This is a genomic window from Kitasatospora sp. NPDC087861 (genome assembly GCF_044742585.1).
Classification (GTDB): domain Bacteria; phylum Actinomycetota; class Actinomycetes; order Streptomycetales; family Streptomycetaceae; genus Kitasatospora.
In genome coordinates this window covers 43,579-59,285 of the sequence record NZ_JBIUUS010000020.1, presented here as the reverse complement: position 1 = coordinate 59,285, position 15,707 = coordinate 43,579, and the positions used below count along the sequence as shown (strand labels likewise).

Here is a 15,707-nt window from a genome sequence, read left to right as displayed (position 1 = left end):
ATGGCAGATGCGCCGTTTACGAAGTGTCCGGTTTGTATAGCCTTATGCGCCAATTCGTCCAATGCGCCGATCAGGACTGTTCGTTTGCGACACTGGTGCTTTCGCGGGGTACTGTCCCATCTTTGTTCGGTTGGTCCCCGATGACACCCCATGGCGCGTCGAGTGACCGGCCGCCAGGACACCCTCCCCCCGCCCAGAAGGACCGCAGTTTTGGCCAGCAACTCCCTCGGTGCGCGTCTGCTGCGCCGCAAGCCAGTCTCGTCCCTCATCGCCGAGAGCGAGGGCCGGGACGGCCCTCCGGCCGGCGCGCCCGAGGAGGGCGGCCGCTCCGGCATCCACCTGCGCCGCTCGATCGGCCTCTGGCAGTTGTCCTCGATCGGCATCGGCGCCACCATCGGCACCGGCATCTTCTTCGTGCTCAGCACCGCGGTGCCCTCGGCCGGCCCGGCCGTCATCCTGTCCTTCGTGCTCGCCGCGGTCACCGCCGGACTCACCGCGCTCTGCTACGCCGAGATGGCCTCCGCGATCCCGGTCTCCGGCTCCTCGTACTCCTACGCCTACGCGACCCTCGGCGAGGGCGTCGCGTTCGGCGTCGGCATCTGCCTGCTGATGGAGTACGGCGTCTCCGCCTCCGCGATCGCGGTGAGCTGGGCCGAGTACCTGAACAAGTTCCTCGACCTGACCTTCGGCTTCACCATCCCCGAGCAGCTCTCCGGCGCTCCGGACAGCACCCACTGGTTCAACCTGCCGGCGCTGCTGCTGGTCGCCATGGTCTGCGTCCTGCTCATCCGCGGCGTCAGCGAGTCGGTGAAGGTCAACGCGGTCATGGTCGCGATCAAGATCCTCATCCTGCTGCTGTTCGTCGGCATCGCGCTCACCGGCTTCCACTCCGGCAACCTGACCCCGTTCATGCCGCTCGGCATCGGCGGCGTGCAGGTCGCCGCCTCCAGCATCTTCTTCTCCTTCATCGGCCTGGACGCCGTGTCCACCGCCGGTGAGGAGGTCAAGAACCCGCGCCGCACCCTGCCGCTGGCGATCATCATCTCGCTGGTCGTGGTGACCCTGCTCTACATCCTGGTCGCCCTGGCCGGCATCGGCGCCCAGCCGTGGCAGAAGTTCGACGGCCAGGAGGCCGGCCTCGCCCAGATCCTGCAGGACATCACCGGCCAGAGCTGGCCCGCGATCGTCTTCGCGATGGGCGCGATCATCTCGATCTTCAGCATCACCCTCGTGGTGATCTACGGCCAGACCCGCATCCTCTACTCGATGGGCCGCGACGGCATGCTGCCCAAGCGCTTCGCCGAGCTCTCCCCGCGCACCGGCACCCCGGTCTGGAACACCCTGGTGGTGGGCCTCGGCGTCGGTGCGCTGGCCGCGTTCACCCCGCTGAACATCCTGGCCGACATCACCAGCCTCGGGACGCTCATCGCCTTCTCGGTCGTCTCGATCGGTGTGATCATCCTGCGCCGCACCCAGCCCGACCTGCCGCGCGGCTTCAAGGTCCCCGGCTACCCGGTCGTGCCGCTGCTCAGCGTCGCCTTCTGCGTCTACCTGATCACCGGCCTGCACGCCGACACCTTCCGGGCCGGCGGGATCGCCGTCGCCGTCGCCGTGGTCGTCTACTTCGGGTACAGCATCAAGCACTCCAAGCTGGAGCAGCCGCAGGCCGCCGCGGCGGACAACGCCGCCGACAGCAAGACCGGTTGAACCGGGCACATCCGGCCCCGCGGGGCCGCCGGGCGGGACACCCGGCGGCCCCTCGGGTGTCCGCTCCCGAACCGTGTCCCAGGGCATGGCGACAGGGCCTTGCCCCCACCCATAACCTTCCACCATGGTGAGCACCCGCACGCCCGGCTTCTCCCGCCCGCGCGGCCGCTTCACCGGCCGTTCCAGAACGCCGGCCCCGCAGACCTCCACCGCGGCGCCGTCCGAGCCCGGACGGCCGCCCGTCGGCTACTCCACCCGACCGTTCCCCCGCCAGCGTGGCGAGAGCACGTTCCCGCCCACGCCCGATCGGCTGAATCCCGCCGGACTCGCCTCGATGCGCACCGTCCAACTGCTCGGCTGCCTGGTCGCGGCCGGCTGGGCGGCCGCCTTCCCGCTCGTCTCCGACCTGCCCAACCAGCGGCTGTGGGGCCTCGTCGCGGCCCCCGCCTACGCCCTGGCCGGTCTGCTCTGCCTCACCCTGCCGCGCCGCTTCGCGGCCCGCTCCGCCGCCGCGGTCGCCCTCGTCGGGGCCGTCCTCGCGCCGCTCGCCCTGCTGGCCCTGCAGGGCCGCCACCAGTCCGAGGTGATGGTGGTCGAACGCTCGGCCCACCTGCTGCTCACCACCGGCAGCCCGTACCTGCCGCACCCGGTGGTGGTCACCGACTACAACCCGTACCTGCCGGCCATGACCCTGTTCGGGATGCCGCGCCAACTGCTCGGCGACGGCACCGCCTTCGCCCGGGTCGCGGGGGACGCCCGGATCTGGTTCGCGCTGGCCTTCGTCGCCTGCCTGCTGGCCAGCTGGCGGCTGCTGCGGCCGTCCCGGGACCGCGCCCCGCTGCTGCCGCTCGCCGTGCTCACCGCCTCGCCGCTGATCGCGCTGGCCCTGGTGGTCGGCGGGGTGGACCTGCCGCTGATCGGTCTCTGCTGCCTCGCCATGGCGCTCGCGGAGCGGGACCGCACCGTCGCCGCCGGACTGGTGCTCGCCCTCGCCTGCACCCTCAAGTGGACGTCCTGGCCGGCGCTGCCGGTCGCCGCGCTGCTGCTGTGGCGGCTGTACGGTCGCCGGCCCGCCGCCCGGACCACGCTGATCACGCTCGGCACGGGCCTGGCCGTGCTGCTGCCCTCCGTGCTGACCCGGGCGGACGCGCTGCGCGAACAGGTGGTGCGCTTCCCGCTCGGACTCACCGCCATCCACACCCCGGCCGGCAGCCCGCTGCCCGGCAAGGTGCTGGCCGGCTTCGGGCCGACCGGGCACTCCATCTCGCTGGCGCTGATGACCATGGGCGGGGTCGGGGTGGCCATCTGGCTGCTGGCCCGGCCGCCGGTGTCCGCGATCGCGGCCGCCGACCTGCTGGCCGCCGGGCTGGCCATCGCGTTCATGCTCGCCCCGGCCGGGCGGTTCGGCTACCTCGCGCTGCCGGTCGTCCTGGTGATCTGGCCCCGGCTGGCGGCCCGGCGCTGGAGCAGCCGGCGCCCGATCCCGCCGCGCCGGCTGCCGGGCAGAGCGGAGCCCGCCCTGCCACGAGGCTGAGCGGGCTCCGTCCGAAGGCCGTGTCGTACGACCGTGCTCAGCGCCCGGCGGCCGCCTTGAGCAGGGCGGCGACCGCGGGGCCGGCCGCGTCCACGCCGTGGCCGCCGCCCTGCACCTCGGCGGCGACCGCGATGTTGCCGCGGTAGGCGGTGAACCAGCTGTTGGTCACGGCCACCCCGGCCACCTCGGCGGAGCCGGTCTTGGCGCCCGCGTTGTCGGTGATCCCGGCCATCACGTCCTTGGCGGTGCCGCCCTGCGCGGTGGCCGCCATCATCGCCCTCAGCTTGCCCGCCACGTCGGGGGAGAGGTTGCGGGCGGCCTTCTGCTGGGGCAGGTCGGCGACCAGGATCGGCTGCTTGAACTCGCCGCTCTGCACCGTGGCGGTGACCGAGGCGATGGCCAGCGGGTTCATCTGGACCTTGCCCTGGCCGATGTAGTTCATCGCCTGCTCGTCCTTGTTGGCACCCGGGTCCGGCACCCGGCCGTCGGCGTTCGGCAGGCCGGTCTTCCACTCCGGGCCGAGGCCGAAGACGTCCTTGGCGGTGCTGGACAGGGTGTTCGGCTTCAGGCTGGTCAGGCCCTGGTTGATGAAGGCCGTGTTGCAGGACACCATGAAGTCCTGCTGCAGCGTGTTGTTCGGGAAGGCGCCCGGGAAGGAGTTCGGGATCGCCTGCGCGTTGCTGCTCTTCTCCGGGCAGGCCACCACGGTGTCCGGGTTGACCCCGGCCTCCAGCAGCGCCGTCGAGGTGACGATCTTCATCGTCGAGCCCGGCGCGAGCAGGCCGGTGAAGGCCCGGTTCTGGCCGTTGGTCGGCGCGTTGGCGAAGGCCAGCACCTGGCCGGTGCTCGGCTCGATCGCGACGATCGACCCGGACTTGCCGCCCAGGTCCGTCATCGCCTTCTCGGCCGCGGCCTGGACGTTGTTGTCGATGGTCACCTTGAACGGCTTGCCGGGCTTGGGCTCGACGATCGTGAACAGCTTGTCGGCGGCGGTCTTGCCGGCCGGGTCGCTGATCACCACCGCGCTGCCCGCGTCCTGGTCCTTGTTCGGGTCCGGCGGCAGCAGCTTGTGGGCGTTGTCCTGCAGGGTGGACAGCAGCGCCGGGGTGATCGAGGCGCCCTGCAGCGGCTTGCCGTTGCGGTCCACCACGTTGGACGGCGGGGCGAAGACCTGCTGGACGGCGATCGTCTCGCTGCCGGACAGGTGCGGGTGGATCACCGTCGGAGCCCAGTGCACGGCCGGGGTGTCGTCGCTCATCTTCACGACGTTCAGGAAGCCGTTGTAGTCCCAGACCCGGTTGGTGCCGGCGAACTCGGCGCGCGCCTTGAAGCCCATCAGCACGCCGGCGGGCCCGGCCGAGGCGGAGGCCGACGGGGAGTCGGTGGCACCGGGCGTCGCGCCCGCCGACGGCGTGGCCGAGGCGCCGGCGGAGGGCTTGGCGGCCGGGGCGGGGGTGCCGGTGGCCGAGGCGAAGGCCTGCGGGGTGGCCGGGCCGGCCGGGGCCAGGGTCAGCGCGCTCGGCTTGACCTGGTCCCGGAAGGCCGCCAGCGCGGTGGTGGCCGCGGTGGGGTCGTCGGTCAGCGAGGCCGCCTTGTCCAGGTCCCCGGCCGCCCAGGCCGCCAGGAAGTCCTTCGCACCGTTGGTCGCCTGCTCGGCCGAGGGCGGTTCGGCGACCACCGTGCGGGGCTTCTTCGCCGAGGACGTCCCGGAGTCCGAGCCGCCCATCAGGCTGTACGCCCCGTAGCCGCCGCCTGCGAGGACCGCGACGGACACGCCGGTGATGATGCCGATCTTCGCGCCTCTGCGCATGGTGCTGCTCCCCCATGGGTCTGCCGGCCGGGCGCAACCGACCGGGGCCGGAAACGCTATTCGCCCCCCACCCTAGGCAGCGCCGATCGGTGCGCCGACGAAACGCCCGGGAGTTGTGACGGATCTGGTACGTGTCGTGCACCGCATACGGACGATTGGGGGATGGACGGTGGACGTCAGATCCAGCTGTTGAACCACATCCGCTGGCGCCAGTCGTCCATCGGGATCGTCTGCCCGGTGAACAGCGGGAAGAAGAAGAGGAAGTTCCACACGATCAGCAGCACCAGCAGTCCGGCCGCCGCCGAGCCGATGATCCGGCGGTCCCGGGACGCGCCGGGCGGCCCGATCAGCGCGCCGACCAGCATCGTCACCGCGAGCACCAGGAACGGGACGAACACCACCGCGTAGAAGAGGAAGATCGTGCGCTGCTGGTAGGCGAACCACGGCAGGTAGCCGGCGGCCAGGCCGCACAGCACCGCGCCGGCCCGCCAGTCCCGCCGCGCCACCCAGCGCCACAGGCAGTACACCAGCGCCACCACGGCCGCCCACCACAGCAGCGGGGTGCCGATGCCCAGCACCTCGCGGGCGCACTCGGCGGCCGTGCAGCCGCTCTGGCCCTGCTTGGGGGACTCGTAGAAGAACGAGACCGGCCGGCCCAGCACCAGCCAGGACCACGGGTTCGACTGGTAGGTGTGCGGGTCGCTCAGGTGGGTGTGGAAGTCGTAGACCGTCGAGTGGTAGTGCCACAGGGCGCGCAGCCCCTCGGGTATCCACGGGTAGTCGGTCGAGCGGCCGACCGCCCAGTCCCGGCCCCAGCCGCCCTGCCCGGGGGCGTTGCTGCTGGCGAACCAGCCCCACCAGGACGTGAGGTAGACGACCAGCGACACCACCACGATCGACACGAAGGCCGGCACCACGTCCCGGGCGAGCGTCGCCAGGTACGGGCGCGGGGCCCCGGCCAGGCGGCGGGCGCCGGCGTCCCACAGGACCGTCAGCACGCCGAAGGCCGCCGCCACGTACAGGCCGCTCCACTTGGTGGCGCAGGTCAGGCCGACGCAGACGCCGGCCGCGATCCGGTACGGGCGCCAGCCCAGGTTCATTCGCTGCGCCAGGACCGCGTCCGGCACCCCGCCGAGCTTCGCCGCCAGCCGGCCCCGGGTGCGGTCGCGGTCCAGCAGCAGGAAACCGAAGGCGGCGAGGATCCAGAACATCACCACCAGGTCCAGCAGCGCGGCGCGGCTGAGCACCAGGTGCAGGCCGTCCACCGAGAGCAGCAGGCCGGCCACGCAGCCCAGCAGGGTCGAGCGGAACAGCCGGCGGGCGATCCGGGCCACCATCAGCACCGACAGCGTGCCGAGCAGGGCCACCGCGAACCGCCAGCCGAAGGGGTTCATGCCGAACAGCCACTCGCCCGCGCCGATGATCCACTTGCCCACCGGCGGGTGGACCACGTAGGAGGCCGCCGAGCGGTAGGGGACCGCCGCGCCCGGCGTCATGATCTGGTCGTTGGCGCCGTCCGGCCAGCTGATCTCGTAGCCGCCGTGCCAGAGCGCGTAGGCGTCCTTGGCGTAGTACGTCTCGTCGAAGATGATCGCGTGCGGCTGGCCGAGGTTGGTGAACCGCAGGATCCCGGCGAACACCGCCACCGCCAGCGGGCCCAGCCAGCCGGCCCAGCGGCACAGCCACGACCACAGGCCGGCCGGCACGGACACGCCCAGCCGCAGCAGCAGCGGCGACGGGGGCACCACCGCCGGGGTCACCCCGCGGCCGTCCGGCATCGGCGGGACCAGACGCTCGGCCAGCGGGGCCGTCGGGCGGGCGGCGTAGCCGAACCCGGCCAGCCGCTCCCGCCAGCTGCGCGAAGCCTGCTCGGACGGCGGGGGAGCCTGCTCGGACGGCCGCCGGGGGGCCTCGTCGGAGGGCTGTGCAGCCTGCTCGGACGGCAGGGGAGCCGGCTCGGACGGGCGGGGGCCAGGGACGGCGGGGGTCGGCAGGCCGGCCACGCCGGCGCCATCCTGCGCGGTGTGGTCTGTACCGGTGGGCGTCCGAGCCGCCGTGTCGCCGTTCATCCGCCACATCGTAGGGGCGCTCTTCGTACGTGTGAGCGCTCCCTCGGAAGCTGCCCGAATCGTCACCAAAAGCCCCGGGCGGCCGGTAGCTGCAAGGATGGGGCCCGTGACAGGAGTACTCGTTCTCGCAGGCACCCCCATCGGCGACGTCTCGGACGCCCCGCCCCGGCTGCTCACCGAACTCGCCACGGCGGACGTCATCGCCGCCGAGGACACCCGGCGGCTGCGCCGGCTCACCCAGGCGCTCGGGGTGACCCCGGCCGGGCGGGTGGTCTCCTACTTCGAGGGCAACGAAGTCGGCCGCACCCCCGAACTGGTCGAGGCGCTGCTCGGCGGAGCCCGGGTGCTGCTGGTCACCGACGCCGGCATGCCCTCCGTCTCCGACCCCGGCTACCGGCTGGTCGCCGCCGCCGTCGCCGCCGACGTCAAGGTCACCGCGGTGCCCGGACCGTCCGCCGTGCTCACCGCGCTCGCGCTGTCCGGCCTGCCCGTCGACCGCTTCACCTTCGAGGGCTTCCTGCCGCGCAAGACCGGCGACCGGGCCCGGCAGCTCGCCTCGATCGCGGCCGAGCCGCGCACCATGGTCTTCTTCGAGGCGCCGCACCGGATCGCCGAGGCGCTCGCCGCGATGGCCGAGGCGTTCGGCGCCGAGCGGCCCGCGGCCGTTTGCCGCGAGCTCACCAAGACGTACGAGGAGGTGAAGCGCGGGCCGCTCGGCGACCTGGCGAGCTGGGCGGCCGAGGGCGTCAAGGGCGAGATCACCGTCGTCGTCGCGGGTGCCCCGCCGGCCGCGCCGCAGGAGCTCACCCCCGCCGAGCTGGCCCGGCTGGTGGCCGTCCGGGAGGAGGCCGGGGAGCGCCGCAAGGAGGCCATCGCGGCGGTCGCGGTGGAGCTGTCGCTGCCGAAGCGGGAGGTGTTCGACGCGGTGGTGGCGGCCAAGAGCGCGGCCGGGAGCGAGGCCGGGAAGGCTGCGAAGTAGGGCGGCGCGCAGGGCCGTGGTCAGGGCCGTGATCAGGGCTCTGACCAGGGCTCGGCCGGTTCGGAGACCGCCCCGGGCGCGGTCGGACGGGGCCGTGGAACGGGGGTGCACTCCGGGGGGTTGCGGGACTCCTGGGGAGTCGTACCGTGGAGAGAAGGCCCCGGTAAACGCCCACGGAGCTGAAGCTTCGGCCGCGGTTTCCGGAACGGACCAGGCCCTTCGTATAGGGCTTCCCAATCCGCGTCCAAGTCTTCACAAGCAGGGCATCGGCCGAGGCGGTCCGGGCATTTCCTGGAATGGAAAGACCCAGCCGGGCGAGCGCCCGGCGGGCGCTGGGAGACGGCTATGAGCGAGATGATCGGTAGCCCCCTCGGTGGCAACGCGCTGAGCGCCCCCGGCCTGGCCGGAAGGCCGCACACTCCCGTCGAGACCGTACGGGAGGCCTACTCCTTCGCGTGCCTGAAGTGCGGGTACGGCTGGGAGCAGGCGTACGACATCGAGCACCACGTGGGCAAGGACGGGCACGTCGTCTTCGAGTACCACGCCAACGGTGTCCGGGTACCGTCCCCGCTGCTCAAGCCGACCTGCCCGGGGTGTGGTGGACACACCGTCCGGATCATGCGCGAGGGCCGGGTCGCCACCGCCGACCAGTCCTGGCACCACGCCCCCGGCTACCCGGCCCACGCCGAGCCGGCCGGGGCGCCCCCGGTGGACGGCTCCGTGAAGCCGCGCGGACGCTGGGCCCGGTTCTGGTCGCGGCTGCTGGGCTGACCGTCGACGTCGGGAGCGCACCCGGGGGCCGCCCGCCGCGAGCAGTGCGGCGGGCGGCTCCCGCCGTCCGTGCACGGGCACCCGTGTCCGGTCGGTGATGCGATCGCTCGGGCGGTCGCGCGGTCGAGGGGTGCGTTCGGGCCCGACTAAGCTTTCCGACCATGGCGGCCACTGCAGACCACAGCACCACCGGGGCGAACACCCCGGCGTACTACGTTTCCACCCCGATCTACTACGTCAACGATCGCCCGCACCTGGGCCACGCGTACACCACCGTGGCGGGCGACGTCCTCACCCGCTGGCACCGCCAGCGCGGCGAGAAGGTGTGGTACCTGACCGGCACCGACGAGCACGGTCAGAAGATCATGCGGACCGCCGAGGCCAACGGCGTCAGCCCGCAGGAATGGTGCGACAAGCTGGTCGAGGAGGCGTGGAAGCCGCTCTGGGAGCACCTGGAGATCGCCAACGACGACTTCATCCGCACCACCCAGCAGCGTCACACCGACCGGGTGCAGGAGTTCGTCCAGGACCTGTACGACAAGGGTGAGATCTACAAGGGCGGCTACTCCGGCCCGTACTGCGTCGGCTGCGAGGAGTACAAACTCCCGGCCGACCTGCTCGACGGCGCCGCCGAGGACGAGAAGCTCTGCGCCATCCACAAGAAGCCCGTCGAGTGGCTGGAGGAGGAGAACTACTTCTTCCGCCTCTCCGCGTACGGCGAGAAGCTGCTGGAGTTCTACGCCGAGAACCCCGGCTTCATCGCCCCCGAGTCCGCCCGCAACGAGGTGCTGCGCTTCGTCGAGCAGGGCCTGCAGGACCTCTCCATCTCCCGCTCCACCTTCAACTGGGGCGTCCCGCTGCCCTGGGACGAGAAGCACGTCCTCTACGTGTGGGTGGACGCGCTGCAGAACTACATCACCGCGGCCGGCTACGGCAGCGACCCGGAGCGCTTCGCCGAGCTGTGGCCCGCCTCCGTTCACCTCGTCGGCAAGGACATCCTCCGCTTCCACGCCGTCATCTGGCCCGCCATGCTGATGGCCGCCGGGCTGCCGCTGCCCAAGCGGGTCGTCGCCAACGGCTGGCTGATGGTCGGCGGCGAGAAGATGTCCAAGTCCAACCTGACCGGCATCGCGCCCACCGACCTCACCTCGCACTTCGGCGTGGACGCCTACCGCTACTACTTCCTGCGGGCGATCCCGTTCGGCACCGACGGCTCGTTCTCCTGGGAGGACTTCACCGCCCGGTACACCTCCGAACTCGCCAACGACTTCGGCAACCTGGCCTCCCGGGTCGCCGCCATGGTCGGCAAGTACTTCGACGGTGCGCTGCCGGAGGCGACCGCCCACGGCGAGGCCGAGCAGGCCGTCGCCGACGGCCTCGCCGCCGCCGTCGCCACCGCCGACCGGAAGATCGGCGAGGAGCTGGACTTCGCCGGCGGCCTCGCGGCGATCTTCGAGTTCGTCAAGCAGGTCAACGGCTACCTCACCGAGCAGGAGCCGTGGAAGGTCGCCAAGGACGACTCGGAGGAGGGGCGCGCCCGCCTCGCCACCATCCTCTACACCGCCGCCGAGGCGCTGCGCGGCACCGCCGTCCTGCTCAACCCGGTGATGCCGTCCACCGCCGAGAAGCTGTGGGTCTCGCTCGGGGCCGAGGCCGGTCTCGGCGCGCTCGCCGCGCAGACCGTCGCCACCGCGGCCGACTGGGGCCGACTGCCCGTCGGCAGCACCGTCACCAAGGGCGAGATCCTGTTCCCGCGCCTCGAAGAGAAGCCCGCCGCCTGATGTCTCCCAAGGACGATCGCGCCACGCCGCCGCCGCTGCCGGAACCCCTGGCGGTGGCGGTGGCGGACTCGCACACCCACCTCGACATGCAGTCCGGCACCCCGGCCGAAGGCCTGGCCCGGGCCGCCTCGGTCGGGGTCACCACGGTCGTCCAGGTGGGCTGCGACGTGCCCGGCTCGCGCTGGGCCGCCGACCTGGCGGCCCAGTACGAGCAGGTGCACGCGGCCGTCGCCCTGCACCCCAACGAGGCGCCGCGGATCTTCCTCGGCGACCCCGACGGCTGGTCCGGCCGGCAGCGCGCCGCGGGCGGCGCCGCCGCGCTCGACGAGGCCCTCGCCGAGATCGACCGGCTCGCCGCCCTCCCGCAGGTTCTCGCCGTCGGCGAGACCGGCCTCGACTACTTCCGCACCGGGCCCGAGGGCGTGGAGATCCAGAAGGAGTCGTTCCGCCGCCACATCGAGATGGCCAAGCGGCACGACAAGGCGCTGGTCATCCACGACCGCGACGCCCACGAGGACGTCATCGCCGTGCTGCTGGCGGAAGGCGCCCCCGAGCGGACCGTCTTCCACTGCTACTCCGGCGACGCCGAGATGGCCAAGGTCTGCGCCGAGCACGGCTGGTACCTGTCCTTCGCGGGACCGGTCACCTTCAAGGCCAACCAGCCGCTGCGCGACGCCCTCGCCGTCACCCCCCTCGACCGGATCCTGGTCGAGACCGACGCCCCCTTCCTCACCCCCCACCCTTACCGGGGCCGCCCCAACGCCCCGTACCTCATCCCGGTCACGGTCCGGTCGATGGCCGCCACCCTGGGGCTGCCCGAGGACGAGCTGTCCGCCGCCATCGCCGCGAACACGGCGCGGGCCTTCGGGTACTGAGTCGATCGAACGGACATCGGATCGCGGGGAAACGGTTCGGCACTCTCGTGGCGCTGTGATGCTGGTGAGCATGAGTGCCCGCCGTGGAGATCGACCTCGCCGCGGTCGTCGAACTCTGAGTGGCTTCCGCGCCCGTATCCTTGGCGCGTGAGCACCACCGATCCCACCTCTGACAGCCACCTGCTGGGCGCCGCCGACATCCGGGAGCTGGCGGCCGCGTTCGGCGTGAAGCCGACCAAGCAGCGCGGGCAGAACTTCGTCATCGACGGCAACACCGTGCGGCGGATCGTCCGGGCGGGTGGGGTGACGGCCGAGGACTCCGTGGTCGAGGTCGGGCCCGGGCTCGGGTCGCTGACGCTGGCGCTGCTGGAGGTGGCGCGGCACGTGACCGCGGTCGAGATCGACCCGGTGCTCGCGCAGCACCTGCCGGACACCGTCGCCGCCCGGCTGCCCGGCAAGGCGGACGCCTTCGACCTGGTGTTCAGCGACGCCATGGAGGTCACCGAGCTGCCCGGGCCGGCGCCCACCGCGCTGGTCGCCAACCTCCCGTACAACGTGGCCGTGCCCGTCCTGCTGCACATGCTGGCGACCTTCCCCAGCATCGAGCGGACCCTGGTGATGGTGCAGAGCGAGGTCGCGGACCGGCTCGCCGCCAAGCCCGGCAACAAGGTGTACGGCGTCCCGTCGGTCAAGGCCAACTGGTACGCCGACGTGAAGCGGGCCGGCGCCATCGGGCGGAACGTGTTCTGGCCCGCGCCGAACGTCGACTCCGGGCTGGTCTCGCTGATCCGCCGCGAGCCGCCGAAGACCACCGCCAGCCGCCAGGAGGTGTTCGCCGTCGTCGACGCCGCGTTCGCCCAGCGGCGCAAGACCCTGCGGGCCGCCCTGGCCGGCTGGGCCGGCTCCCCGGCCGGGGCCGAGCAGGCGCTCGCCGCCGCCGGGATCGACCACAAGCTGCGCGGCGAGATGCTGACGGTGGAGCAGTTCGCCGCGATCGCCGAGCACAAGCCCGAGGCGGCCGCCGGGCACCAGCCGGAGGCGACCGGTGAGCACCAGCCCAAGGCGGCCGCCGGGCACCGGCCGAAGCAGAGCGACGAGGTCGAGTCCGAGTGATCACCGTACGGGTTCCGGCCAAGGTCAACGTCCAGCTCGGGGTGGGCGGACTGCGTGCCGACGGGTTCCACGACCTGGCCAACGTGTTCTTCGCCGTCGCCCTCGGCGACGAGGTCACGGCCACGGCGGGGGAGGGCGTCACGCTGTCCTGCACCGGGCCGGACGCCCACGCCGTACCGCTCGACGAGAGCAACCTCGCCGCCCGTGCCGCCCGCCTGCTCGCCGCCCACCACGGCATCGCCGAGCCCGGCGTGCACCTGCACATCGCCAAGGCCATCCCGGTCGCCGGCGGCATGGCCGGCGGCAGCGCCGACGGGGCGGCCGCGCTGGTCGCCTGTGACGCGCTCTGGCAGCTCGACACCCCCCTCGACACGCTCCTGGAGCTGGCCGCCGAACTCGGCTCCGACGTGCCGTTCGCCCTGCTCGGTGGCGTCGCGCTGGGCCGCGGCCGGGGCGAGATCCTGCAGCCGCTCACCGTCGAGGGCACCTTCCACTGGGTGTTCGCGGTCGCCGACGGCGGCCTCTCCACCCCCGCCGTCTTCCGCGAGTGCGACCGCCTGCGCGAGGAGACCGGCACCGGCTCCAGCGAGGTGCAGGTGCCCACCCCCGACGCCGACCCGGCGCTGCTCGCCGCGCTCGCCGCCGGCGACGCCGTCGCCCTGGCCGCCGCCCTCACCAACGACCTCCAGCCCGCCGCCCTCTCGCTGCGCCCCTCGCTCGCGGCCACCCTGCGGGCCGGCACCGAGGCCGGCGCGCTCGGCGCCCTGGTCTCCGGCTCCGGGCCGACCTGCGCGTTCCTCGCCAAGGACGCCGACGCGGCGGCCGCCGTCGCCGAGGCACTGCGGGCCTCCGGCACCTGCCGGACCGCGCACGCCACGTACGGGCCGGTGCCAGGGGCCGGGCTGGTGCCGTAGCTCCTCCGCCGGTGCAGGGCCCCCGCCGGTGCAGGGCCCCCGCCGGTGCAGGGCCCCCGCCGATGCAGGGCCCCCGCAGGTGGGGGCTCCCGGGCCCCGCCGGTGCAGGCGGTGAGGGCGCTTCGGCGGGCCCATTAGGCTGGGGAGATCGGGGTGTCCCCGACAGGGGCGCCCGGCCGCGAGCGGCGGGCCGCCCCGAGACCGCCAACCCAGGAGCGCAGCACACGTGGCCGTCAACCTCGCCACCATCGAGTCCGTCACGAAGGTCTACGGCACCCGCGCCCTCCTGGACGGGGTCAGCCTCGGTGTCAGCGAGGGTGACCGGATCGGTGTCGTCGGACGCAACGGCGACGGCAAGACCACCCTGATCCGGATGCTCGCCAAGCTGGAGGAGCCGGACGGCGGGCGGATCACCCACGCCGGCGGGGTGGAGATGGCCATCCTCACCCAGCACGACTCGCTCGACCCCAAGGCCACCATCCGGCACGAGGTGATCGCCGACCGGGCCGACCACGAGTGGCTCGGCGACGCCCGCATCCGCGACATCATCGAAGGCCTCTTCGGCGGCCTCGACCTGCCCGGCTTCGCCGACGGCCTCGACACCGTCATCGGCCCGCTCTCCGGTGGCGAGCGCCGCCGGATCGCCCTCGCCAAGCTGCTCCTCGGCTCGCCCGACCTGATCGTCCTCGACGAGCCCACCAACCACCTCGACGTCGAGGGCATCAACTGGCTCGCCCAGCACCTGCAGAAGCGCCGCTCCGCGCTGGTCTGCGTCACCCACGACCGCTGGTTCCTCGACCAGGTCTGCACCCGGATGTGGGATGTCCAGGGCGGCGCCGTCCACGAGTACGAGGGCGGCTACTCCGACTACGTCTTCGCCCGCGCCGAGCGCTCCCGGATCGAGGCCGTCGAGGAGCAGAAGCGGCAGAACCTCGCCCGCAAGGAACTCGCCTGGCTGCGCCGCGGCGCCCCCGCCCGCACCTCCAAGCCGCGCTACCGGATCGAGGCCGCCAACGCCCTGATCGCCGACGTGCCGGAGCCGCGGGACAGCTCCGAGCTGATGAACTTCGCCAACGCGCGCCTGGGCAAGACCGTCTTCGACCTGGAGGGCGTCACCGTCAAGGCCGGCCCCAAGCTGCTGCTGGAGAACCTCACCTGGCAGCTCGGCCCCGGCGACCGGATCGGCCTGCTCGGCGTCAACGGCGCCGGCAAGACCTCGCTGCTGCGCGCCCTGCGCGACGCGTACGCCTCCGAAGGCGACGTGCAGCCCGCGTCGGGCCTGATCAAGGTCGGCAAGACGGTGCGGCTCGCCTACCTGTCGCAGGAGGTCGCCGAGCTGGACCCGGCCATCCGGGTGCTCCAGGCCGTCGAGCAGATCCGCTCGCGCGTGGACCTCGGCAAGGGCCGGGAGATGAGCGCCGGCCAGCTGTGCGAGCAGTTCGGCTTCGGCAAGGACAAGCAGTGGACGCCGGTCGGCGACCTGTCCGGCGGCGAGCGGCGGCGGCTCCAGCTGCTGCGCCTGCTCATGGACGAGCCCAACGTGCTGTTCCTCGACGAGCCCACCAACGACCTCGACATCGAGACCCTCAACCAGCTGGAGGACCTGCTCGACGGCTGGCCCGGCTCGATGATCGTCATCAGCCACGACCGCTTCTTCATCGAGCGCACCACCGACGTCGTCCACGCGCTGCTGGGCGACAAGAAGATGCGGATGCTGCCCGGCGGCGTCGACGAGTACCTGGAGCGGCGGGCGCGGATGGCCGCCTCGATCGCCGCCGCCGCTTCGGCCGCTTCCGTCACGTCGGGGGCCTCGGGCGCGGCGGGCACCTCGGGAGCCTCGGGCGCCTCGGGTGCCGAGGCCGCTCCATCGGCGCTGTCGGGCGGCGATCTGCGGGCGGCGAAGAAGGAGATGCAGAAGCTGGAGCGGCAGATCGCCAAGCTGGACGAGAAGGAGGCCAAGCTGCACGCCCAACTCGCCGAGCACGCCGCCGACTTCTCCAAGGTCGCGGAGCTGGACGCGCAGCTGCGCGGCGTCCGGGAGGAGAAGGAGGAGCTGGAGATGAGCTGGCTGGAGCTGGCCGAGCAGGTCTGAGCTCGCTGAAGGGGCCTCCGTCGGGGTCGTCTCCTGAGGATTCCTCCCGGGGTGGCTACCGG

Annotated in this window: 11 protein-coding genes; 9 read left to right on the top strand and 2 right to left on the bottom strand. The window is 72.7% G+C overall.

The window, feature by feature from the left end:
• Positions 1 to 210 precede the first annotated feature (210 nt).
• Complete coding sequence (locus ACIOJE_RS26490) at positions 211 to 1,707, top strand: amino acid permease (RefSeq protein WP_348534100.1); 1,497 nt, start codon at positions 211 to 213, stop codon at positions 1,705 to 1,707.
• 124 nt (positions 1,708 to 1,831) lie between these two features.
• Entirely contained in the window at positions 1,832 to 3,241 is a 1,410-nt protein-coding gene (locus tag ACIOJE_RS26485; RefSeq protein ID WP_400779311.1) for a glycosyltransferase 87 family protein, read from the top strand.
• A gap of 37 nt (positions 3,242 to 3,278) precedes the next feature.
• Here the strand turns inward: ACIOJE_RS26485 and ACIOJE_RS26480 are convergent, their stop codons facing one another.
• Both ACIOJE_RS26480 and ACIOJE_RS26475 read right to left on the bottom strand, forming a co-directional pair.
• Positions 3,279 to 5,051 (bottom strand): penicillin-binding transpeptidase domain-containing protein, encoded by a 1,773-nt coding sequence (locus ACIOJE_RS26480; RefSeq protein ID WP_400779309.1) that lies wholly within the window; start codon positions 5,049 to 5,051, stop codon positions 3,279 to 3,281.
• A 176-nt stretch (positions 5,052 to 5,227) separates the two neighbouring features.
• On the bottom strand, positions 5,228 to 7,120 hold the full coding sequence (locus tag ACIOJE_RS26475) for a phospholipid carrier-dependent glycosyltransferase (protein ID WP_400779307.1): 1,893 nt from the start codon (positions 7,118 to 7,120) through the stop codon (positions 5,228 to 5,230).
• A gap of 106 nt (positions 7,121 to 7,226) precedes the next feature.
• Here ACIOJE_RS26475 and rsmI point away from each other — a divergent pair, with 106 nt between their 5' ends.
• The 7 genes from rsmI (at position 7,227) to ACIOJE_RS26440 (ending at position 15,645) form a co-directional block, all read left to right on the top strand.
• On the top strand, positions 7,227 to 8,099 hold the full coding sequence (rsmI, locus tag ACIOJE_RS26470; protein WP_280678445.1) for a 16S rRNA (cytidine(1402)-2'-O)-methyltransferase: 873 nt from the start codon (positions 7,227 to 7,229) through the stop codon (positions 8,097 to 8,099).
• 345 nt (positions 8,100 to 8,444) lie between these two features.
• A complete protein-coding gene (locus tag ACIOJE_RS26465; RefSeq protein ID WP_280678442.1) occupies positions 8,445 to 8,870 on the top strand; it encodes a hypothetical protein in 426 nt (141 codons plus the stop codon).
• Positions 8,871 to 9,031: 161 nt separating this feature from the next.
• Positions 9,032 to 10,651 (top strand): methionine--tRNA ligase, encoded by a 1,620-nt coding sequence (gene metG / locus ACIOJE_RS26460; RefSeq protein WP_280678440.1) that lies wholly within the window; start codon positions 9,032 to 9,034, stop codon positions 10,649 to 10,651.
• The gene (locus tag ACIOJE_RS26455; protein WP_400779303.1) at positions 10,651 to 11,526 is read left to right on the top strand and encodes a TatD family hydrolase; all 876 of its coding nucleotides are present in this window, start codon (positions 10,651 to 10,653) and stop codon (positions 11,524 to 11,526) included. The genes metG and ACIOJE_RS26455 overlap by 1 nt, the downstream gene beginning before the upstream one ends.
• Before the next feature lie 147 nt (positions 11,527 to 11,673).
• Positions 11,674 to 12,639 (top strand): 16S rRNA (adenine(1518)-N(6)/adenine(1519)-N(6))-dimethyltransferase RsmA, encoded by a 966-nt coding sequence (gene rsmA / locus ACIOJE_RS26450; RefSeq protein ID WP_400779301.1) that lies wholly within the window; start codon positions 11,674 to 11,676, stop codon positions 12,637 to 12,639.
• Positions 12,636 to 13,553, top strand: coding sequence for a 4-(cytidine 5'-diphospho)-2-C-methyl-D-erythritol kinase (locus ACIOJE_RS26445; RefSeq protein WP_400779299.1), 918 nt, complete (start codon positions 12,636 to 12,638; stop codon positions 13,551 to 13,553). Before rsmA ends, ACIOJE_RS26445 begins: the two co-directional genes overlap by 4 nt.
• Before the next feature lie 226 nt (positions 13,554 to 13,779).
• A complete protein-coding gene (locus ACIOJE_RS26440) occupies positions 13,780 to 15,645 on the top strand; it encodes an ABC-F family ATP-binding cassette domain-containing protein (RefSeq protein ID WP_400779297.1) in 1,866 nt (621 codons plus the stop codon).
• The last annotated feature ends 62 nt before the right edge of the window (positions 15,646 to 15,707 follow it).